21 protein-coding genes are annotated in these 18,954 nt (G+C 70.7%); 10 read left to right on the top strand and 11 right to left on the bottom strand.

Translation table 11 applies throughout. The features are described from left to right. The first annotated feature begins 11 nt into the window (after nucleotides 1-11). Nucleotides 12-1,394, top strand: a complete 1,383-nt coding sequence (locus C4T78_RS15485; RefSeq protein WP_093345223.1) for an amino acid permease — start codon at nucleotides 12-14, stop codon at nucleotides 1,392-1,394. Nucleotides 1,395-1,477: 83 nt separating this feature from the next. Here C4T78_RS15485 and C4T78_RS15480 read toward each other — a convergent pair whose 3' ends face one another. Both C4T78_RS15480 and C4T78_RS15475 read right to left on the bottom strand, forming a co-directional pair. Next, a complete protein-coding gene (locus C4T78_RS15480; protein WP_093345220.1) occupies nucleotides 1,478-2,131 on the bottom strand; it encodes a response regulator in 654 nt (217 codons plus the stop codon). Then, nucleotides 2,122-3,249: a sensor histidine kinase gene (locus C4T78_RS15475; protein ID WP_093345217.1), complete on the bottom strand. Its 1,128-nt coding sequence runs from the start codon at nucleotides 3,247-3,249 to the stop codon at nucleotides 2,122-2,124. Before C4T78_RS15475 ends, C4T78_RS15480 begins: the two co-directional genes overlap by 10 nt. A 116-nt stretch (nucleotides 3,250-3,365) precedes the next feature. On the opposite strand from C4T78_RS15475, the gene C4T78_RS15470 reads away from it, so the two are divergent. The 4 genes from C4T78_RS15470 (at nucleotide 3,366) to C4T78_RS15455 (ending at nucleotide 5,986) form a co-directional block, all read left to right on the top strand. Then, a complete protein-coding gene (locus C4T78_RS15470; protein WP_177247349.1) occupies nucleotides 3,366-4,145 on the top strand; it encodes a metallophosphoesterase in 780 nt (259 codons plus the stop codon). A gap of 104 nt (nucleotides 4,146-4,249) precedes the next feature. Next, nucleotides 4,250-4,894 (top strand): DedA family protein, encoded by a 645-nt coding sequence (locus C4T78_RS15465; RefSeq protein ID WP_093345212.1) that lies wholly within the window; start codon nucleotides 4,250-4,252, stop codon nucleotides 4,892-4,894. A gap of 372 nt (nucleotides 4,895-5,266) precedes the next feature. Further along, the gene (locus tag C4T78_RS15460; RefSeq protein WP_093345209.1) at nucleotides 5,267-5,581 is read left to right on the top strand and encodes a bifunctional 3-phenylpropionate/cinnamic acid dioxygenase ferredoxin subunit; all 315 of its coding nucleotides are present in this window, start codon (nucleotides 5,267-5,269) and stop codon (nucleotides 5,579-5,581) included. A 123-nt stretch (nucleotides 5,582-5,704) separates the two neighbouring features. After that, the gene (locus C4T78_RS15455; protein WP_309599279.1) at nucleotides 5,705-5,986 is read left to right on the top strand and encodes a DUF6191 domain-containing protein; all 282 of its coding nucleotides are present in this window, start codon (nucleotides 5,705-5,707) and stop codon (nucleotides 5,984-5,986) included. Nucleotides 5,987-5,989: 3 nt separating this feature from the next. On the opposite strand, the gene C4T78_RS15450 is transcribed toward C4T78_RS15455, so the two are convergent. From C4T78_RS15450 to C4T78_RS15440, 3 genes are all read right to left on the bottom strand, one after another. Beyond that, entirely contained in the window at nucleotides 5,990-6,652 is a 663-nt protein-coding gene (locus C4T78_RS15450) for a DedA family protein (RefSeq protein ID WP_093345207.1), read from the bottom strand. Nucleotides 6,653-6,881: 229 nt separating this feature from the next. Then, a complete protein-coding gene (gene dacB, locus C4T78_RS15445) occupies nucleotides 6,882-8,462 on the bottom strand; it encodes a D-alanyl-D-alanine carboxypeptidase/D-alanyl-D-alanine endopeptidase (protein WP_093345204.1) in 1,581 nt (526 codons plus the stop codon). A 451-nt stretch (nucleotides 8,463-8,913) separates the two neighbouring features. Further along, a complete protein-coding gene (locus C4T78_RS15440) occupies nucleotides 8,914-9,528 on the bottom strand; it encodes a LysE family translocator (RefSeq protein ID WP_093345202.1) in 615 nt (204 codons plus the stop codon). Between the two features lie 91 nt (nucleotides 9,529-9,619). Here C4T78_RS15440 and C4T78_RS15435 point away from each other — a divergent pair, with 91 nt between their 5' ends. Together C4T78_RS15435 and C4T78_RS15430 are read left to right on the top strand one after the other, a co-directional pair. Further along, nucleotides 9,620-10,123 carry an Lrp/AsnC family transcriptional regulator gene (locus tag C4T78_RS15435; protein WP_093345199.1) on the top strand — a complete coding sequence of 168 codons (504 nt, stop codon included), beginning with the start codon at nucleotides 9,620-9,622 and terminating at the stop codon, nucleotides 10,121-10,123. Between the two features lie 237 nt (nucleotides 10,124-10,360). After that, nucleotides 10,361-11,422 carry a 5,10-methylene-tetrahydrofolate dehydrogenase gene (locus C4T78_RS15430; RefSeq protein ID WP_235862959.1) on the top strand — a complete coding sequence of 354 codons (1,062 nt, stop codon included), beginning with the start codon at nucleotides 10,361-10,363 and terminating at the stop codon, nucleotides 11,420-11,422. Nucleotides 11,423-11,500: 78 nt separating this feature from the next. On the opposite strand, the gene tesB is transcribed toward C4T78_RS15430, so the two are convergent. After that, nucleotides 11,501-12,439: an acyl-CoA thioesterase II gene (gene tesB, locus C4T78_RS15425; RefSeq protein ID WP_093345195.1), complete on the bottom strand. Its 939-nt coding sequence runs from the start codon at nucleotides 12,437-12,439 to the stop codon at nucleotides 11,501-11,503. Between the two features lie 72 nt (nucleotides 12,440-12,511). After that, complete coding sequence (gene pyk, locus C4T78_RS15420) at nucleotides 12,512-13,933, bottom strand: pyruvate kinase (protein WP_093345193.1); 1,422 nt, start codon at nucleotides 13,931-13,933, stop codon at nucleotides 12,512-12,514. A gap of 75 nt (nucleotides 13,934-14,008) precedes the next feature. Between pyk and C4T78_RS15415 the strand changes: the two genes are divergently transcribed. Beyond that, nucleotides 14,009-14,371 carry a VanZ family protein gene (locus C4T78_RS15415; RefSeq protein ID WP_093345190.1) on the top strand — a complete coding sequence of 121 codons (363 nt, stop codon included), beginning with the start codon at nucleotides 14,009-14,011 and terminating at the stop codon, nucleotides 14,369-14,371. On the opposite strand, the gene C4T78_RS15410 is transcribed toward C4T78_RS15415, so the two are convergent. Next, nucleotides 14,349-15,014, bottom strand: coding sequence for a DUF2461 domain-containing protein (locus C4T78_RS15410; RefSeq protein WP_093345187.1), 666 nt, complete (start codon nucleotides 15,012-15,014; stop codon nucleotides 14,349-14,351). The two genes, C4T78_RS15415 and C4T78_RS15410, sit on opposite strands and share 23 nt — an antisense overlap. A 154-nt stretch (nucleotides 15,015-15,168) precedes the next feature. On the opposite strand from C4T78_RS15410, the gene C4T78_RS15405 reads away from it, so the two are divergent. Next, on the top strand, nucleotides 15,169-15,891 hold the full coding sequence (locus C4T78_RS15405; protein ID WP_093345185.1) for a DUF4190 domain-containing protein: 723 nt from the start codon (nucleotides 15,169-15,171) through the stop codon (nucleotides 15,889-15,891). A gap of 393 nt (nucleotides 15,892-16,284) precedes the next feature. Here the strand turns inward: C4T78_RS15405 and C4T78_RS15400 are convergent, their stop codons facing one another. Genes C4T78_RS15400 through C4T78_RS15390 form a run of 3 tightly spaced genes read right to left on the bottom strand, consistent with a single transcriptional unit; the run spans nucleotide 16,285 to nucleotide 18,166 of the window. Continuing rightward, a complete protein-coding gene (locus C4T78_RS15400) occupies nucleotides 16,285-16,503 on the bottom strand; it encodes a hypothetical protein (RefSeq protein WP_093345182.1) in 219 nt (72 codons plus the stop codon). Further along, nucleotides 16,500-17,039: a GNAT family N-acetyltransferase gene (locus C4T78_RS15395; RefSeq protein ID WP_093345180.1), complete on the bottom strand. Its 540-nt coding sequence runs from the start codon at nucleotides 17,037-17,039 to the stop codon at nucleotides 16,500-16,502. Before C4T78_RS15395 ends, C4T78_RS15400 begins: the two co-directional genes overlap by 4 nt. 23 nt (nucleotides 17,040-17,062) lie before the next feature. Continuing rightward, nucleotides 17,063-18,166 (bottom strand): Gfo/Idh/MocA family protein, encoded by a 1,104-nt coding sequence (locus tag C4T78_RS15390; RefSeq protein ID WP_235862958.1) that lies wholly within the window; start codon nucleotides 18,164-18,166, stop codon nucleotides 17,063-17,065. 117 nt (nucleotides 18,167-18,283) lie between these two features. Between C4T78_RS15390 and C4T78_RS15385 the strand changes: the two genes are divergently transcribed. Then, complete coding sequence (locus C4T78_RS15385) at nucleotides 18,284-18,880, top strand: TetR/AcrR family transcriptional regulator (protein WP_093345175.1); 597 nt, start codon at nucleotides 18,284-18,286, stop codon at nucleotides 18,878-18,880. The last annotated feature ends 74 nt before the right edge of the window (nucleotides 18,881-18,954 follow it).

Here is an 18,954-nt window from a genome sequence, read left to right as displayed (position 1 = left end):
AGTCCACTTCGATGAGCCAACCAGCGACCGAGGAGTACCGGAAGGATCTGAGCACCCGGCACATCAACATGATCGCGATCGGCGGGGCGATCGGTGTCGGGCTGTTCCTCGGTTCCGGAAAGGCCCTGCACCAGGTCGGCACCGGCCTGATCCTGATCTACGCCATCGCCGGTGTGATGATCTTCTTCGTCATGCGGGCCCTCGGCGAACTGCTGATGTACCGCCCGGTGAGCGGATCCTTCGCCGAGTACGCCGGTGAGTTCGTCGGCCCGTGGGCGCGGTTCGCGGTCGGCTGGGGCTACTGGCTGGTGTGGATCGTGACCGGCATGGCCGAGATCACCGCCGTCGGCAAGTACTTCCAGTTCTGGTTCCCGACGGTGCCGCAGTGGATCCCGGCGCTGGGCGCGCTGGTCGTGCTCAGCGGGGTCAACCTGATCGCGGTGAAGCTCTTCGGCGAGTTCGAGTTCTGGTTCGCGCTGATCAAGGTGATCGCCATCATCGGGCTGATCGTGCTGGCCGCGGCGATTCTGGTCTTCGGCTTCAGCGACCTCGGCCCGACCGCCTCGCTGAGCAACATCTGGGCCCACGGCGGGCTCTTCCCCAACGGCGGCGCGCAGGCCCTGCTGGCCTTCCAGATCGTCATGTTCGCCTTCATCGGCGTGGAGATGGTCGGGCAGACCGCCAGCGAGAGCGCCAACCCGCAGAAGGTGCTGCCGCGGGCGATCAACGCCGTGATGTGGCGGATCCTGATCTTCTACGTCGGTGCGCTGGTCGCGCTCACCGCGCTGGTGCCGTGGTTCCAGTTCCCCGCCGACAGCAGCCCGTTCGTGCACGCCTTCACCCTGATCGGCATCCCGGCGGCCGCCGGAGTGATCAACTTCGTGGTGACCACCGCAGCGCTGTCGTCCTGCAACAGCGGCATCTACTCCACCGGCCGCATGCTGCGCACGCTGTCCGAGGAGGGGCAAGCTCCCCGCGCGGCCAGCCGGCTCAGCGGCCGCGGAGTGCCCGCCCGGGCGATCGCCGTGACGTTCTGCGCGATGTTCATCGGCGTCGTGCTCAACTACTTCGTGCCGGAAGAGGCGTTCACCTACATCACCAGCGCCAGCACCGCCGGTGCCATCTTCACCTGGGCGATGATCCTGATCGCCCACCTCGGCTACCGCCGCAAGATCGCCCGCGGTGAGATCGAGGCGGGCCCCTTCCGGATGCCGCTGGCCCCGTACTCGAACTACGTGGTGCTGGCCTTCCTCGCGATGGTCGCCGTGCTGCTGGCCTTCGACGCGGAAACCCGCATCGCCCTCTACATCACCCCGGTCCTGGCGATCGCCATCGGCATCGGCTACGTGGCCTCGCGCAAGCGCCAGCAGGAACGCACTCCCACCCGCAACTGACCCACCCAGTCGGCCCGGCTCGCTCTCCAGCGCGCCGGGCCGACGCACGTCCGGGTGATCACTCGACCCCTGGTCGGCCGGGGCTATTCACCGCCCTCGGACTCCAGGTAGTGCAGGACGGCGAGGACGCGGCGGCTGTAGCCGGTGGCCCGGGGCAGGTCGAGCTTGTCGAAGATCGCGTTCGCGTGCTTCTCCACCGCGCTCTGCGAGATGTGCAGGCCGGCCGCGATCCCCGCGTTGGTGCGGCCCTGCGCCATCTGGTCGAGGACATCGCGTTCGCGCGGCGTCAGCGCCGCCAGCGGATCGCGATCACCGGTCGACAGCAGTCGGCGGACCACCTCCGGGTCGAAGGCCACGCCACCGCCGGCCAGGCGCTGGAGGGCGTCCAGGAACTCGTCGACCTGCACCACGCGGTCCTTGAGCAGGTACCCGACCCGGGCCGAGTCGCCGGTGAGCAGCTCGACGGCGTAGCGCTTCTCGACGTACTGCGAGAGCACCAGCACGCCGACGTCGGGGAACCGGCGGCGGATCTCCAGCGCGGCGCGCAGGCCGTCGTCGGTGTGCGTCGGCGGCATCCGCACGTCGACCACCGCGACGTCGGGCCGGTGGCGGTCCACTTCGGCCAGCAGGCTCGGCGCGTCGCCGACCGCGGCGAGGACCTCGTGGCCCTCCTCCGCCAGCAGGCGCGCCAGGCCTTCCCGGAGCAGCGTGGCGTCGTCGGCCAGGATCACGCGCACGGCAACTCCGCGGTGATCACCGTCGGTCCGCCGACCGGACTGTCCACTGTGAACCTCCCATCGAGCGCGGCGACCCGCCGCGCCAAGCCGGAGAGGCCGGCACCGTCGGCGACGGCGCCACCGGCACCGTCGTCGGTGATCTCGGCCACCAGCCACCGTCCTTCCCGTTGCACCCGGATGGAGACGATACGCGCGTCGGCGTGCTTGGCCGCGTTGGTCACCGCTTCCGAAATCACGAAGTACGCCACGGCTTCGACCTCGATCTCCGGCCGGGATTCCACCGCGTAGTGCAGCTCCACGCGCATTCCGGCGCGCTCCGCCAAGGCTTCCAGCGCGGGGTGCAGTCCGCCCGCGTCCAGCGCCGCCGGGTACACGCGCCACGCGACGTCGCGGAAGTCCCGGAGCACTTCCTGGGATTCCTGGTGCGCCTGCGCCAACAGCTCTGCCGTCCGGTCGCCGTCGCCCGCGCGCCGAGCGCGGCCGATCAGCAGGCCCAGCGCCACCAGCCGCTGCTGGACGCCGTCGTGGAGGTCGCGTTCGATGCGGCGGCGCTCCTCGCGGATCGCGGCGACGACGTCGGCGCGCGTGACCGAGAGCTCCTCCACCCGGCGCTGCAACCGCTCGGCCCGGTCCGGTTCGAGGAACCGCCGCGCCAACGCCCGGTCGAGCGCCCCGACGCCGATGAGACCGGCCAGCGCCAGGTAGCCCATCACCGCGCAGAAGACGGCCAGGTAGACCGTGAGCCAGAACTTCTCGCCGGAGGACCGGCCTTCCAGCGGATGCGATGAGGTCCACAGCTCGCCGAACTCGGCCACGGAACCCACCGCGCCGTAGCCCAGCAGAAGCAGCAGGACACCGCCGAGCAGACCGACCAACCCGCGCAGCGCCAGGTACTGCAGCGCCCGCGCACCATCCGGTTGATCGGCGTGCGAACTGCCGAAGTAGCGCGCAAGACGCCGACGTTCGAGCTCGACCAGCGCACGCGCACCCCGGAAGGCCAACGCGCGCGACCGGGGCCAGAGCAGCACGAGGGCCGCGCACAGCACGTACACGAGCTCGATCAACGCCGTGCACGCACCGAACGCCACTCCCAGGAGCCCCCAAAGCCACCGCCGCATGCCCGAAGCCTAAGCACGACGACGACCTGCGGTTTTCCGCACCCCGGCCGGGCGAGCGAAAACCCGTGGCCGCCAACGGACTCGTTCACGTAGCCTCGCCCGCGGAGGAGATGATCGTGCGACGTGCGAAGAGCGGTCCCGCGCGGGTCCTCGTCGTCGGTGATGTGCACGGTGAGTTCGAGCTGCTCGCGAAGTGGTCGGACGCCGTTCGCGCCTCGCACGGCCCGCTCGACGCGATCCTCGCCGTCGGCGACGTCGAGCCGAACCGGGACGAGGCGGACGCGGCGGGTGTGCGCAGCCCGGCGAAGTACCGGAAGGTGGGCGATTTCCCCTTCCTCGCAGCGGGTTTGCTCGACCTGGGCGCTCCGCTGCACTTCATCGGCGGCAATCACGAGCCGTGGCCCGCGCTCGACGCGGCCGGGCCCGGCCAGTGGGCCGAGGACGTGCACTTCCTCGGCCGGGCGGGTGCCGCCGAGGTCGCCGGGCTGCGGGTGGCGTTCCTGTCCGGCATCTACTCGGCGAAGATCACCGATGTGCCGAAGGCGCACCGGGAAACCGTGCGGGACCGCGTCCACTACACGGCGGAGGAAGTGCGGATCGCCGGACGAGCACGCCGACCGGTCGACGTCCTGCTCACCCACGACTGGCCGTCCGGGATCGCCGGACCGCACCGGGAGCGCCCGGTGGGACGCCCGGAACTGCGCGAACTGTGCGAGCGGGTCCGGCCGAAGTGGCACTTCTGCGGGCACATGCACCACCGCCACCAGGCCCGCATCGGCGCCACCGACGTCGTGTGCCTCGGCCACATCTCCGACGGGCCGGATGCGCTCGCCCTCGTCGAACGGCGGCCGGACGGGGAGCTGACCCTCGTCGAGCACGTCGACGCCCGCCTCTGACCCGAGGGGTGCGGTTTTCCGCACCGGGGTTGTGCGCGATGCCGCAGCGAAGTCGCCGGGGAACCGCATTCCACACGGCAGCGCGGATTTCTAGCGTTCCGGGCATGAACTTCCTCGCACAGCCCGAAACCACGACCGGCGGTCTGGTCGGGTGGGTCACCGACCTCATGGAGACCATCGGCGGCCCCGGCGCCGGACTGGCGGTGGCGCTGGAGAACCTGTTCCCGCCGATCCCCAGCGAGGTGATCCTGCCGCTGGCCGGGTTCGCCGCGGCCCGGGGCTCGATGAGCCTGCTCGGCGCCATCCTGTGGACCACGCTCGGCTCGGTGGTCGGCGCGGTGGTGCTGTACTACCTCGGCGCGTGGCTCGGCCGGGAGCGCACCCGCGCGATCGCGGCCCGGTTGCCGCTGGTCAAGGTGGCCGACGTCGACCGCACCGAGGCGTGGTTCGCCCGGCACGGCACCAAAGCGGTGTTCCTCGGCCGGATGGTGCCGATCTTCCGCAGCTTCATCTCGCTGCCCGCCGGGGTGGAGCGGATGCCGCTGCTGCCATTCCTGGTGCTGACCGCGCTCGGCAGCCTGATCTGGAACACCGCGCTGGTGCTGGCCGGCTACTTCCTCGGCCACAGCTGGTGGCTGGTGGAGTCCTACGTCGGGATCTTCCAGAAGGTCGTGATCGTCGCGGTGCTGGTCGCGGTCGCCTGGTTCGTCGCGAACAGGGTCCGCCGCCTCCGCCGCGCCCGCGCCTGATCAAAAGCCCGTGAGCGTTTCGGGGTGCCATGGCGCCCCGAAACGCTCACGGGTTCTTCTCGTCCGGGCGCGCTCATCGGCGATGGCACAACCGACGTTTCCGGCTCCGATGACGACCACGCGGGGCATGGGTGCCTCCAGGCTCGAAGCAGTGGGAGTTGTTGCGCGATGCGCGCCGAGTTCTGCTACGGGCAACACGATCACCGACGCTCCCCGTCGTCGGCAAGGGCGCGAGCCGCGTTTTCCCGCCGCGTAACACGGATGGACGTCATGAACGACGAATCGGCAGAACCCCCTTGACGCACCCCGGACCCGAGCCGCACATTGTTGCGCATAGCACTCCGTGTTCCGGATAGCGCAACGGAGGTCCTGATGCTCGAAGCCTGCTCGATGTCCGACCTGCCGCCCGGCGAAGCCGTCCGCATCGAGGCGCACGTGCCGATCGCGGTGTTCAACGTCGACGGCGAGCTGTTCGCCATCGACGACACCTGCACCCACCAGGACGCCTCCCTCGCGGAAGGCTGGGTGGAGGACTGCCGGGTCGAGTGCCCGCTGCACGCGGCCGCGTTCGACCTGCGCACCGGCCTGCCGTGCGGCCTGCCCGCCAAGCGCCCGGTGCGGACCTATCCGGTGCAGGTCGCCGACGGCGTGGTCTACGTCGAGACCGAGGCGGCGGAAGTCGCGTGAGAACGGTCGCGATCGCCGGTACGCCGACGTCACGGTGGTGCAGGCGCTGAAAGCGCCCGAAGCTGTTCGCCGGGCGTCGCGAGCGGCTGTCCGGCGGAACCCGGGCCAGCGCCGGATCGTTGGGTGCACGTGGAGACCGCGCTGATGCTGGGCATTCCCGGCATGACGCTGCTGCTGGTCGCGGTCGGCGGCTACGAGATCGTGCAGAAGCGGCGCGGGAAGCGCTCCGGAACGCCGCTGGCCGGGACCTACGTCGACGAGGTCACGGCGCTGTTCTACGGCACCAAGCGGATGGAGCTGGAGCACCGCGATTCGACGTCGATGATGCGAGACGAGGAGGGCGACGGGGCACCCGGCGTCGACCTGGACGGCCGCAGGATCGTCCTGCGCCGGGAAGACCTCTGACGCTCAGGCCGCGACGTCCTTCGCCGGCTCCTCCGCGGCGGCGGCCTCGGGCTGCTTGGTCCCGCGACGGCGGCGCAGCAGCCAGATCGACACGCCGATCACGACCACCGCGGCCATCAGGATCCAGCTCGTCCGCCCCAATGCGTCCTCGATGTACTTCGCCGACGCCCCGGCCAGCCAGCCGATGCTCACGTGCGTCGCGGACCAGGCGATCGCCCCGATCAGCGAGGACACCGCGAACTTCGGGTAGGACATCCCGCTGGTCCCGGCCGCGGCGGGCATCAGCGTGCGCACCACCGGCAGGAATCGACCCACCAGCACCGCACCGATGCCCCACTTGCGCAGCAGCTGCCCGGCCCGGTCCCAGTGCTGCTGGCCGAGCTTGCGCACCACCTTGGTCTCGCGCATCTTCAGCCGGTAGCGGCGGCCGAGCCAGAACCCGATGTTGTCGCCGACCGTCGCGCACACCGCGACCACGCCGGCCAGCACGAAGAAGAAGCCGAGATCGGTGACCGCGGCGGAGGCGATCAGCAGCCCGCTCTCGCCCGGCACCAGGAAGCCCAGGCCGATGGTGCACTCGCCGAGCACGAGAGCTCCGGTCACCAACACCAGCAGCGGCTTCGGCAGACTTCCGACAGCTGCCAGGACGTCACTGATGAAGGTCACGGGACGAGCTCCTAGGCATGGGACTTCGACGACAGCCATCACGCTACCGGCGTAACGGTGACGAGGTCTCGGCAATGCCCCCTACTCGACCCTGAGACTGGACTCACACTTTCGACTAGGTGTAGCGCCACTACCTGTGCAAACAGCTGGCCCCGGAGCGCCCGCGCGAGGACACCGGCGCGCTCTTCCCGGAACGGGAACGCTGTCCGGAACGGTGCGCCGCCTCAGTTCAGCAGGCCTTCACCCAGGAGCATTCCAGCGCCCCCTCGTCGATCCCGGTGGCCGGGTCGTCGCGCTGGATCCGCGGCTGCGGCACCCGCGTGCGACCGCGCGGCTGGTCCTCCGCGCCGCGGTACTCGGCCAGCCGGACGGCGATCGCGTCCTCCAGGTCCTTCGGCGAACCGGACACGAAGTCGTTGAACACCACCGAGAACACCAGCTCGCGGCCACCGGCCGTGGTGACGTAACCGGACAGCGAGGTGACTCCGGTCAGCGAACCGGTCTTCGCGCGCACGTTGTTCTCCGCCGCCGTCCCGGCCATCCGGTTGCGCAGCGTGCCGCCGACCATGCGGTCCGCGACGCCGGCCACCGGCAGCGAGTCGTACCAGGCCGGGAACCAGGGGCGCTGCCGGGCGTTGTCCAGCAGCACGGTCAGCTGCTCCGGCGTCACGTTGTCCATCGTGGACAGACCGGAGCCGTCGACCAGGCGCAGCACCTCCGGCGACAACCCGAGCTCGCCCAGCCGCTCGGTCAGCACTTCCAGGCCCGCCGCCCAGCTCCCCTCGCCGCGAACCTCCCGCCCCATCGCCTTGACGAGCACCTCCGCGTGCCCGTTGTTGCTCAGCTTCATGAACGGCACGAGCAGCTCCCGCAGCGGGATCGACTCCCGTTCGGCCAGCACCCGGGCACCTTCCGGCGCCGTCCCCTCACCCGCGTTGCGCACCCGCACACCATGCGCGGCCAGAGCGCGGGTGAACAGATCCGCGGCGTAGGCGGACGGGTCCGGCACCGTGGTGAAGTCCTCGACCGGCTCCGCACCGGCAGGCACCGTTCCGCTCACCACCACGCGCGACCCGCCGTGATCGCGCTGCACCAGCACGTCGGGCTCTTCGCCCTCGGCGGAGGTGGTCGTCCGGTTCTCGATCCGCACGACGTCGGTCGCCGGGTCCAGCCGCACCTCGGCGGGCGCGCCCTCGACGGTCGGGCTGACGCGCACGATCGCGGTTCCGGCGTCGAAGTCGGTGTTTGGCGAGGCGGTCAGCGCCGAGACCGGAGCGGCGTAGTAGTACGGCTCGTCGTCCCAAGCCCAGCCGGTGCCCAGCGGCACGTCGTCGAACCAGGTGTCGTCGGTGCGCAGGCCGCCCTGCACGAAGCGGATGCCCGCCGCCGCGACCTGCTCCGCCAGCCGGTCGTAGTCGGCGGCGAGCAACGTCGGGTCACCGGTCCCGCGCAGGTGCAGGTCACCGAGCAGGACCGGCCCGGCCTGCTGAGCGCCGGTGACCACCTCGGTGCGGAACCGGTAGTCCGGGCCGAGCGCCTCCATCGCGGCGGCCGAGGTGAGCAGCTTCGCGTTGGACGCCGGAGTCGCCCGCGCCGCGGCCTGCCTGCTGTAGAGGACCTCGTCGGTGGCCGGGTCGCGCACCACCACGCCAGCGTGCGAACCCGCCAGCCGGGGATCGGCGAGGATCTCGTCGAGATCGACGCGCAGCGCGTCCGGCCCGGTGGGCGCCGCCCCGGACGGCGCCACGAAGGCGAACGGAATCCCGACCGCGACGACCAACCCGAACGCCACACCCCAACGTCGACGCATCGCGCAGCTCCCTCACCTCGCCCGACCAGATCATGCAGCGTAAGCAGATCGACACGGACGGTCAACGAAACCGCGCCCCACCAACGGAAACCGACCCCACCGAGCACCCGAACCGCCGAACCCGCTCCCCCGTCCAGCCGCCCCGGCACGCCGCCCCGACCAGCCGCCCCGGCACGCCGCCCCGGCACGCCGCCCCGGCACGCCGCCCCGGCACGCAATTTCAATTGAAATCAGACGTCTGATTTCAATTGAAATTGCGGAGGTCGCCGCTGCCGTCGGCGTGTCGGAGGGCGACACGCCGACAGTCCGCAATTTCAATTGAAATCGGAGGTTAGATTTCAATTGAAATTGCGCGACCGCCCGGCGCACCACGGGGCTGTCGGGGGCCGGAGACGCCGGCGGGCCGCGGCTTCATGGGAAGCCGCGGCCTCTTCCGGGCAGGTGGTGCAGGTCAGGCGACTGCGATGGAGGTTGCCATGGCCAGGAGGGCGCCGCCGCAGCAGCGCTCGAAGACCTTGCGGCGGCGGGGATCGGCCAGCAGGGCCGCCAGCCAGCGCACCGACGGGACCACGATCAGCCACCACGCCGCGAAACCGCTCACCGCGACCGCGCTGAGCAGAGCTGCCTGCGTCATCGGGTCGGCTGCCGGGTCCATCGCCTGCGGCAGCAGCGTCAGGAAGGTCAGCATGACCTTGGGGTTGAGCACATCGGTCAGCAGCCCGCGCAGGAACACCGCCCGGCCCGAGGCGGGAACCTCCACCGCGCCGGGTCCCTCGGTCGCGGCGGCACCGGCCTTGCGCAGGATCTGGAAGCCCATCCAGGCCAGGTAGGCGACACCGATCGCCTTCACCACGAGCAGCGCGGCCGGGACGGCCACCACGAGCGCCGAGAGCCCGAGCGTGGCAGCCGTCGCGTGCACCAGCAGTCCGCAGGTCGATCCGGCCGCCGCCAGCCAGCCCCACCTCGCCCCGGTCGCCGCGTTGCGGGTGACCAGCACGAAATCGGGCCCGGGTACGACGACGATCACCAGCAGCGCCAGCAGGAACGGCCCCCAGGCGATGTGCACGACTCCTCCTTCGAAAGAAGTGGTTGGGAAGTGCCGCCATTCTCGGCTTCCCGTTCGCCGCCTCACCACCAGCGCCGTAGCATCTTCGGATATGCAGGACTCCGTAGAACTGGATTCGGTTGACTGGCAGATCCTGGAGGAGTTGCAGAACGATGCGACGCTGCCGAACCGGGTGCTCGCCGAACGGGTCGGGCTGGCCGCCTCCAGCTGCCTGCAGCGGGTCCGCCGCCTGCGCGAACAGGGCGTGATCACCGGGTCGCACATCGACGTCAACCCGGCCGCGACCGGACTGGCGCTGGAGGCGGTCGTGGCGATCAACGTCCGCCCGCACACCCGGCAGGTGGTCGACCAGTTCCGCGAGTTCGTGATGAAGCAGCCGGAGACCCGCTCGCTGCTGCACGTCAGCGGTCAGGCCGACTTCCTGCTGCACATCGCGGTGGCCGACACCAAGCACATGCAGGGATTCCTGGTGGACAAGCTGGCCTCGCGCACGGAGGTCCGCCACTTCACCAGCTCGATCGTCCTGGAGCAGCTGCACACCAAGGCCCTGACGCCGCCCCGGCACCTCCGCCCCAAGCGCCGCCGCCGCAGCTAGCTCCGCACCGGGACACGGGCTCCGCTTCCCCAGGTCAGGCCTCGTGAGTGTGTTGACGGGTCATAGCACCACAAAGCACTCACGGGCCGCCACCAGCGAAAACGGCCCGGGCAAGGACATTTCGGCCGGAACGAGGTGCTCCCGGTCGCTCCGGTTGCCCAGCGGACGCTTGGTTGCGCCGTCGGCCGGACGCCTCCACGGTGGACAGGATCGTCACCGAGCGGGAGGACGGTGCTGTTGGCGGAGCAGGCAGAGCACGTGCTGGGTTTGGTCACCGATCCCGACATGCCCACGCAGGTCGGGCAACGCACCGCTGAGCGGGTCACCGAGTGGCTCGGCAGGCGCACCGGGCACCGCTGGACGATCGACGTGCGCTGCGATCCTCTCACCGCAGGCCACGACACGAGCGAAGACCTCCTCGACTCCGTCCAGCGGCACTGCGAGGAGCACCGCTGGGACTTCGCGATCTGCCTGACCGACCTGCCGCTGCTGCTGGCGAAGGGGCCGCTGCTGGCCGACGTCAGCACGCGGCGCCGGGTCGCGCTCCTGTCGCTGCCCGCGCTCGGCGCGTTCCGGACCTACCACCGCACCCACCGCATGCTGACGCGGATCCTGGACGACCTGCTGCCGGACAGCAGCGACGAGGCGCCGAGGCGGCTGGGCTCGGTCCACCGCACGCACCACGACGGCCCGGTCGACGTCCGGTACACCAACACCCGGCTGCGCGGCTGGCTCCGCCTGGTCTCCGGGATGGTGCGGGCGAACCGGCCCTGGCAGCTGATCTGGGGACTGTCCAGCGCGTTGGCGGCAGCGCTGGCCGCCGCCGGGTTCGGCATGTTCACCTCGACGGTCTGGCAGCTCGGCGACGTGCTGAGCCCGCTGCGCGCGCTGACCACGACGGTCTTCGCACTCACCCTGATGACGGTGTGGTTGATCGCCGCGCACGGGTTGTGGGAACGAGTCGGCCGCCGCGCGGTCCGGGACCGGCGCCTGGCCGTGATCTACAACGCCTCGACGATCACCACGCTGTCGTTCGGCGTCGCCTGCCTCTACGCCGTGGTCTACCTGGTGAGCCTCGCCGGTGCGCTGAGCCTGATCGACGAGGGCGTCCTGGCCCGCACGCTCGGCCACTCCGCGGACTGGTCGGCGTACGCGCGGCTGGCGTGGATGGTCGCCTCCATGGCGCTCATCGCCGGCGCCCTCGGGTCGAGCCTGGAGACCGATGCCGCCGTGCGCCAAGCGGCCTACGGCTACCGCGAGGAGCAGCGCCGCGCCCAGCAGGCCGAGTCAGAGGACTGACCGTCCACCGCACCACGAGAACGGAACCCAGGCGGACGCTGAGGTCCTGCCACGCAGGACGAGCTGCCGGGAAGGCGTTCAGTCCCCGACGCGGAGCAGGCCCTCTTGGACGACGGTGGCGACCAGCTGGCCGTCGCGGGAGAAGAAGCGACCGGTGGCCAGGCCGCGGGCGCCGGAGGCGCTCGGCGAGGCGCAGTCATAGAGCAGCCACTCATCGGCGCGGAACCGGCGGTGGAACCACATCGCGTGGTCCAGGCTCGCGCCGCTGACGTTGTCCAGGCCCCAGTACACGCCGTGCCGGGCGAGCACCGCGTCCAGCAGGGTCATGTCGGAGGCGAACGCCGCGGTGCACACGTGCAGCAGGTCGTCGTCCGGCAGCACGCCGTCCGCTCGCATCCACACCTGGCTGCGGGCTTCGCGCGGGCCGTTCTCCCGGCTCACCCACGGCGGGTCGGTCACGTAGCGCACGTCGATCGGGCGGGGCTGCGCGCGCCCGAGCGTGTCGATCAGCGAACCCACCTGCTCGCCGAAGGTCGGCAGCGTTTCGGGGTCCGGCACCTCCGGCATCGGCTCGGCGTGGTCGATGCCGCCCTCTTCCACCTGGAACGACGCCGACAGCGAGAAGATCGCCTTGCCGTGCTGCACCGCCACCACCCGGCGGGTGGTGAACGAGCGGCCGTCGCGGGTGCGGTCGACCTCGTAGACGATCGGGACGCTCGGATCACCGGGCCGGATGAAGTAGGCGTGCAGCGAGTGCACCTGCCGCTCCGGCGGCACCGTGCGACCGGCCGCGACCAGCGCCTGACCGGCGACCTGCCCGCCGAACACGCGCACCGGCGAGGAGGCGGGGCTGACACCGCGGAAGATGTTCTCCTCGATGCGCTCCAGGTCCAGCAGGGCCACCAGGCTGTCCAGCACCGGCTGGCCGTGCGGCATGCCGTTGACGTCCAGCGGGACGTCGTCCCGCAAGCGGGTTCCCGCCGGATCTGCGGCGGCGGCTCGGGCCGCTTCGGTCACAGCGCGCTCCTCATGTCGTACACCGGGACGGCCGGACGGGAGCGCCGGGTGGCTCCCGTCCGAGAAAGCGGATCAGACGTGGTCTTCCTCGCCCAACCGGTGCACGCGGATGAGGTTGGTGGAACCGACCGTGCCGGGCGGCGAACCCGCCACGACGACGACCATGTCGCCCCGCTGCGAGCGGCCCAGCGACAGCATCGCCTGGTCCACCTGCCGCACCATCTGGTCCGTGGTGTCGACTTTAGGCACCAAGAACGTCTCAGTCCCCCAAGTGAGAGCCAGCTGACTCCGCACCGACTCCTCGGGGGTGAACGCCAGCAGCGGCAGCCTGGTGTGCAACCGGGCCAACCGGCGCACGGTGTCGCCGGACTGCGTGAAGGCCACCAGGGCCTTGGCGTTGAGGCGCTCGCCGATGTCGCGCGCCGCGTAGGAGATCACGCCGCGCTTGGTGCGCGGGACGTGGCTCAGCGGCGGCGGCGCGGTGGATCCTGCTTCGACCGCTTCGACGATGCGAGCCATCGTCTGCACGGTCTCCACCGGGTAGCGGCCGACGCTGGTCTCCCCGGAGAGCATCACCGCGTCGGTGCCGTCGAGCACCGCGTTGGCGACGTCGGAGGTCTCCGCGCGCGTCGGACGCGAGTTGTTGATCATGGAGTCGAGCATCTGGGTGGCGACGATGACCGGCTTGGCGTTCTCGCGCGCGATCCGGATCGCCTTCTTCTGCACCAGCGGCACGTGCTCCAACGGGAGTTCGACGCCGAGGTCACCGCGGGCGACCATGACGCCGTCGAAGGCCAGCACGATGGCCTCCAGGTTGTCCACCGCTTCCGGCTTCTCCAGCTTGGCGATCACCGGAACGCGGCGCCCGACCCGGTCCATCACCTGGTGCACCAGGTCGATGTCGGCCGGACTGCGGACGAAGGACAGCGCGATGAAGTCCACGCCGAGTTCCAGCGCGAACTCCAGGTCCTCGATGTCCTTCTCGGACAGTGCGGGCACCGAAACGTCCATGCCCGGCAGCGAGATTCCCTTGTTGTCCGAAACCGGACCGCCCTCGGTCACCTCGCACACGACGTCGTTGTCCTCGACGCCGGTAACGACCAGCCCCACCTTGCCGTCGTCGACCAGCAACCGGTCGCCGCTCTTGGCATCGTTGGCGAGGCCCTTGTAAGTGGTGGACACCCGGTCGTGGGTGCCCTGGACGTCGTCCACGGTGATGCGAACGATGTCGCCGGTACGCCACTCGACCGGCCCGGCAGCGAACTTGCCGAGTCGGATCTTCGGTCCCTGCAGGTCGCCGAGAATGCCCACGGCGCGGCCGGATTCCTTGGCCGCGGCCCGGACCATCTCGTAGACCCGCTGGTGATCGGCGTGGCTGCCGTGGCTGAAATTCAGCCTGGCGACGTCCATTCCGCTGCTGACGAGCTCTGCCATCTTCTCCGGTGAGGCAGTGGCAGGGCCCATGGTACAAACGATCTTGGCTCGTCGACTCACATCATGCCAGCGTAGTCTGTTGACCGGTGTGCGCAGCACGCGCCATGCCCGGCGTCAGGCCCAGCGGGGAGATCGTTGCTGGATCATTACAGAACGCAGCTCACCCGGATACCCTTCGGGATCGCGGTGCTGGCGAGCCTGCTCGTCCTGTTCATGCCCGCCTCGGGAGTGCCGAGCGCGCCGCCCGGCACCGACAAGGTGGTGCACTTCGCCCTGTTCGCGGTCCTGGCCGCCACCGGCCGGTTCGCCGGTTTCCCGACGGCGAAGCTGCTGGCGGCGCTGGTCGGCTACGCGGCGGTGTCGGAGGTCCTGCAGGGCGTGCTGCCGATCGGTCGCAGCTGCGAACTCGCCGACGGCCTGGTGGACGTCGCGGGTGCGGTGACCGGTTTGGCCGTCGCGATGCTGCTGCGGAAGATCAGCGGCGCTTCTTCGCGGTGACGCCGATGTGGTCGGCGCACCACTGGTTGAGCTCCCGCACTTCCTCCCAGGACCGCCGCACCCGGTCCAGACAACTGCGGTCGTGCAGCGAGTCGTCGGGTTCCCAGCGCCGGCAGGCGTAGAGCGTCCGGTGCCGCAGCAGGTCCAGCCGCGGGTGATCGGCGGCGAACCCGCGCGGGCGGCTCTTGAGCACCTCACCGGCGATCTCCCACCCGGACGCGGTCAGCGCGTCGAGCAACCGCCGCAGCCGCTCGCCGTGGATCTCGGTGTCGACCGCGGTGCGGAGCCGGGCGAGCTGGTCGGACTCGGTGTGGAAGCACCCGCCGGCGACGAGCATCCCGGCGGCCCCGACCTCGACGTAGTAGGCCCCGCCGCCGCGCCCCTGCTCGATCACGGCCCCGCAGTGCGTCTTGTACGGCGACTTGTCCCGGCTGAACCGCACGTCCCGGTGCGGCCGGAACACCTTCCCGGTCCCGAAGCCGGGTCCGAACTCGGGCTCCAGCTCACCGATCAACGCCTCCATCGGCGCCCGCACGTGCTCCCGGTAAAGAGCCAGGTTGTCGCTCCAGAAGGCCTTCGAGTTGTCGGCCTCCAACCCGTCGAAGAACTCGACGGCCCCATCCCCAAAACCCTCGAACCGCACGCCACAAGCCTATCCACCGCACGTTCGGCGACCGGAAGCCGTGACATCACCCTGGGCGTGACCGCGATTACGCAACGCTTCCGCGAGCTGCGGCGATCTAGGAGGAGATCGGGCAGCAGCCCGCATACCAGTGACAACCGGACAGGGGACCTCCATGACCCAGCAGCACGCCCCGTACCCGTACGCGCAGCCGCAGAGGGCGAGGTTCAAGGGGCTCGCGATCGCCGCGCTGGTGCTGGGCATCGTGGGTGTGGTCGGGTCGATCATCCCGATCCTGAACAACGTGACGGCGCTGGCCGCGCTCGTCGGCCTGGTCCTCGGCGTGATCGCGCTGTTCGGCACCAAGAAGGTGATGGCGGGCATCGGAGCCGGCCTGTGCGTTCTGGCGATCGTGGTGACGATCGCGATGCAGGCGCTCTTCCTCCGCGAGCTGGACAAGGCGCTCGGCACCAGCGTTCCCGAGAACGGCCAGGTGGAGACGACCGGCGAGCCGGCCCGCCTCGGGTTCGGCGAGGCGCACAAGTGGTCCACCGGGGAGGTCTTCTCGATCTCGCAGCCCCGCCCGCACACCCCGTCCAACGAGTTCTTGCAGGCACCGGAGGGCAAGCGGTTCGTCGAGTTCGACGTGACGATCCGCAACGAAGGCGATCAGGGCTACAACGTCGTCGTCTCGTCGCTCACCGTCCAGCACAACGGCCACGTCGCCCAGCAGAACTACTTCGCGGGCGACCCGTTCCCGAGCGCGCAGGTCCCGCCCGGCGGCGACGTCACGTTCACGTCGGTGTTCGAGATCGGCAGCGAGCCCGGTGAGCTCCAGATCTCGGTGCAGCCCACCCCGTTCGCGAAGGACACCGCGTACTTCGTCGGACAGGTCTGACCCGAGCGGTGCGGGTGAAGGCACCTTCCGCCCACGTGCCCGGCGGAAGGTGCCTTCACGCCGCGAGCGCGGCCAGCAGAGGCCGATCAGGATCGGGGCCGCGTTGATCGCGCCGTGGATTCGCAGGAGCGGCCACAGCGTGCCGGACGACGAGCCGCTTCCCGCAGATCGCGCGCCACGCCTCAAAGCGGCCGTGCTGCTGGCTTCGGCCGGTGCTCTTCACCGTGCTGCTCTGGTTCGCCGATCCGGAGCCGACGCACGCGGTGCTGAAACTCGTGCTGCTCCTGGCCGTTCCGGCAGTCCCGTTCCCGACGAGGACCGCGACTCCGGCAGCGGGCCGACGTGCCACGTTGAGCACGTCCGCAACATGTCGCACAGCCGTGCGATGCGCGGCTAACTTCCGGATCGCCGGGAGAGCCCGCTCAGCCAGAGCTCCACCTCCGGCACGCGCTCCAGCGTCCAGCCCGGGACCCCGTCGACCTCCACGTCGGGTTCCGGGAACGGGTGCTCGGAGTTCGCGGGGTACTGGCCGAGCCACTTCGACACGTCGCGGCGGGGCACGCCGAGCTGCCGCGCGAGACCCGATACGCCCAGGTAGTGCTGGGCGGTCATGACTCCGGACCGTGCATGTCGACCCCCGGTGGACGGACGGCAACATTGTCCGGCTCCGGGGCGGACTCCACCACCGGCCCGGGGAAGGCCCGCCGGTAGACCTGGCGGGAACCGCCCTCCGGCCCCGGGTCCGCGGGCTCGGCCGGAGCGAAGCCGAGCCGTTCGTAGAAGGTGCGCGCACCGCTGTCGACCGCGCCGGGGTGGTCGGGGCCGAAGGTGATCACCTCGATCGTCCCCGGATCGGGCCCGAACCGGCGCATCGCCTCGGTCAGCAGCGCGCGCCCGACCCCGCTCCCCCGCGCCCGGCCGGACACGACGAGCCAGTGGACGCGGCGGACCGGGGGCTCAGCGCTGAACAGCATCCCGCCGACGATCTCCGAGGTCTCCGCGACCAGCGCCGCGGACCGGCGGATCCGCCCGCGCACGGCGCGGTGGAAACCGGGCTCCTCGACCATCGGCCCGAACCAGTGCTCGACCTGGGCGGCCAGCCGGAGGAAGCCCGGGAAGTCCCGCTCCTGTGCGAGGCGGATGATCATCCCGGCAGTCTGCCAGCCCCGGCTCAGCTCGGTCGCTGCCGCTCTCCCTTCTCCGAGGAAGCGCGGATGGCGTCGAGGACGCGGTGCAGGCGCAAGGCCCTGTCAAAGCCGGGCGCCGTCTGCTCACCGGTCCGCAATCCTTCGGCGATCTGGGCGTAGGTGGCCGCGACGTTGCGGGCTTCCTCGGTCACCGCTCGGGCCGGAGGCAGCTCGACGAGGCTCCACGGGCGTCCGGGCTCGCTCGGGCGGCGCAGTTCGAGATCGCTCATCTGGATCTGCGTGCCGCGCGGGTCCTGCCGACCGCTGGAGGCGATCGCCAGACTTCCCCCGGTGCCGACGATCTCCACGAGCACTCGCGGGTCCTCGGCTTCGGCGTCGCGGACGGTGGCCGACAGCACCGCGCCCGACGCCGACCTGGCGTTCAGCACGAGGTGGTCCGGGCTGTCCACGGGTACCTCCTCACCCGTTTCGGCCACGACCTGGTGCGGGTGCTGCGACGACAGGTCGGCGGACAGCTCGGTGATGTCGCCGATCAGGTGCTCCAGCACCGACAGGACGTGCCCGCCGTGGACTTCCAGCAGACCCGCGCCATTGGCCGACCGCAGCGTGTAAGCCGCCCACGCCGGAACCCGGCCCGCCGCACCCTTCCCCCGCGCGCTGTGCACGGTCACCGAGGTGATGCGGCCCAGCTCGCCGCGGTCGATCAGCTCCTTCGCCCGCACCACCGCCGGAGCGCGCAGCGCCTGGAGGCCGATCACGTCGTGCACCGCGGCCTGCCGCGCGGCTTCGACCAACACCTCGGCCTCCTCCGTGGTGCGCGCCAGCGGCCACTCGCAGTAGACGTGCTTGCCCGCGTCGAGCGCGGCCCGGACCAGCTCCAGGTGCTGGGGCACGCGCACCGCCACGACGACCAGGTCGACGTCCGGGTGGCCGGCCAGCTGCCGCGCGTCGGTGAAGGCGTGCGCGGCCCCGAACTCCGCGGCCGCGCGCTCGGCGCTCTCCCGACGGCTGGTGGCCACCGCGGTCAGCTCGTACTGGTCGAGCGAGCGCAGCGCCGGGACGTGCGCGCGCACCGCCCAGCCCCGTTCCGGGTTGGCTCCGATGATCCCGACCTTGATCCTGTCCACGACGCCTCCGAACCGGACTCGCTCAGTCCGTTTTTCTCCGACAAAACCGGACTCCAGAGGTCCGGTTGTGCGCGGAGTCTAACCGGACTCACCGAGTCCGGTTGTTAGGGTGAGCCGGTGACCGCGGTGGAGAAGCTGCTCGGCGAGACGGCGCGGGCGGACGCCCAGCGCAACGTGCGACGTCTCGTGGCCGCGGCCCGCGAGGCGGTCGCCGAGGTCGGCGTGGACGTGACGGCGCACGAGATCGCCCGCCGGGCCGGGGTCGGCATCGGCACCTTCTACCGGCGGCTGCCCTCCCGCGAAGCCCTGCTGCAGGCCGTCGTCGAGGACACCGTCTACGAGATCGTCGAGCTCGCCCGGGAGGCGCTGCGCGACCCCGATCCGTGGCACGGGTTCTGCACCTTCGCGGCCGAGTTCGTGCAGCTGCGCGCCATGAGCTGCGGCATCAACGAGGCGCTGGGCACCGACTGCGCGCTGTCCCTGGACGCCCCGCTGGAGCAGTTGCGGGAGCAGATCAGGCTGCTCGTCGAGCGCTGTCAGCAGTCCGGGGCCATGCGTGACGACGTGCCCTGGCAGGACGTGCCGTTCGTGCTGACCTCCGTGATGACCGGTGATCGCACGATCGGGTTAACCGCCGCGGACGACCAGTGGCGGCGGAACCTGCGCGTCGTGCTCGCCGGGTTGCGGGCCCAGCAGCTTCACACCTCTGAGTGAATCCGGCCGCGCAGCCGCGCGACGCCCCGGCTGCGGGCTGTTCCGCTCACCACACTTCTGGGTGACGAGGCGTG

The sequence above is a fragment of the Saccharopolyspora kobensis genome (assembly GCF_900108315.1).
In the GTDB taxonomy this organism is placed as follows: domain Bacteria; phylum Actinomycetota; class Actinomycetes; order Mycobacteriales; family Pseudonocardiaceae; genus Saccharopolyspora; species Saccharopolyspora kobensis.
This window is presented reverse-complemented; position numbering and strand designations above follow the sequence as displayed.

Coding starts and splice junctions, on each gene's coding strand:
- C4T78_RS15485 (WP_093345223.1), top strand. CDS start 12: ATGAGCCAACCAGCGACCGAGGAGTACCGGAAGGATCTGAGCACCCGG.
- C4T78_RS15475 (WP_093345217.1), bottom strand. CDS start 3,249: ATGCGGCGGTGGCTTTGGGGGCTCCTGGGAGTGGCGTTCGGTGCGTGC.
- C4T78_RS15465 (WP_093345212.1), top strand. CDS start 4,250: ATGAACTTCCTCGCACAGCCCGAAACCACGACCGGCGGTCTGGTCGGG.
- C4T78_RS15460 (WP_093345209.1), top strand. CDS start 5,267: ATGCTCGAAGCCTGCTCGATGTCCGACCTGCCGCCCGGCGAAGCCGTC.
- dacB (WP_093345204.1), bottom strand. CDS start 8,462: ATGCGTCGACGTTGGGGTGTGGCGTTCGGGTTGGTCGTCGCGGTCGGG.
- C4T78_RS15435 (WP_093345199.1), top strand. CDS start 9,620: ATGCAGGACTCCGTAGAACTGGATTCGGTTGACTGGCAGATCCTGGAG.
- C4T78_RS15405 (WP_093345185.1), top strand. CDS start 15,169: ATGACCCAGCAGCACGCCCCGTACCCGTACGCGCAGCCGCAGAGGGCG.
- C4T78_RS15400 (WP_093345182.1), bottom strand. CDS start 16,503: ATGACCGCCCAGCACTACCTGGGCGTATCGGGTCTCGCGCGGCAGCTC.
- C4T78_RS15395 (WP_093345180.1), bottom strand. CDS start 17,039: ATGATCATCCGCCTCGCACAGGAGCGGGACTTCCCGGGCTTCCTCCGG.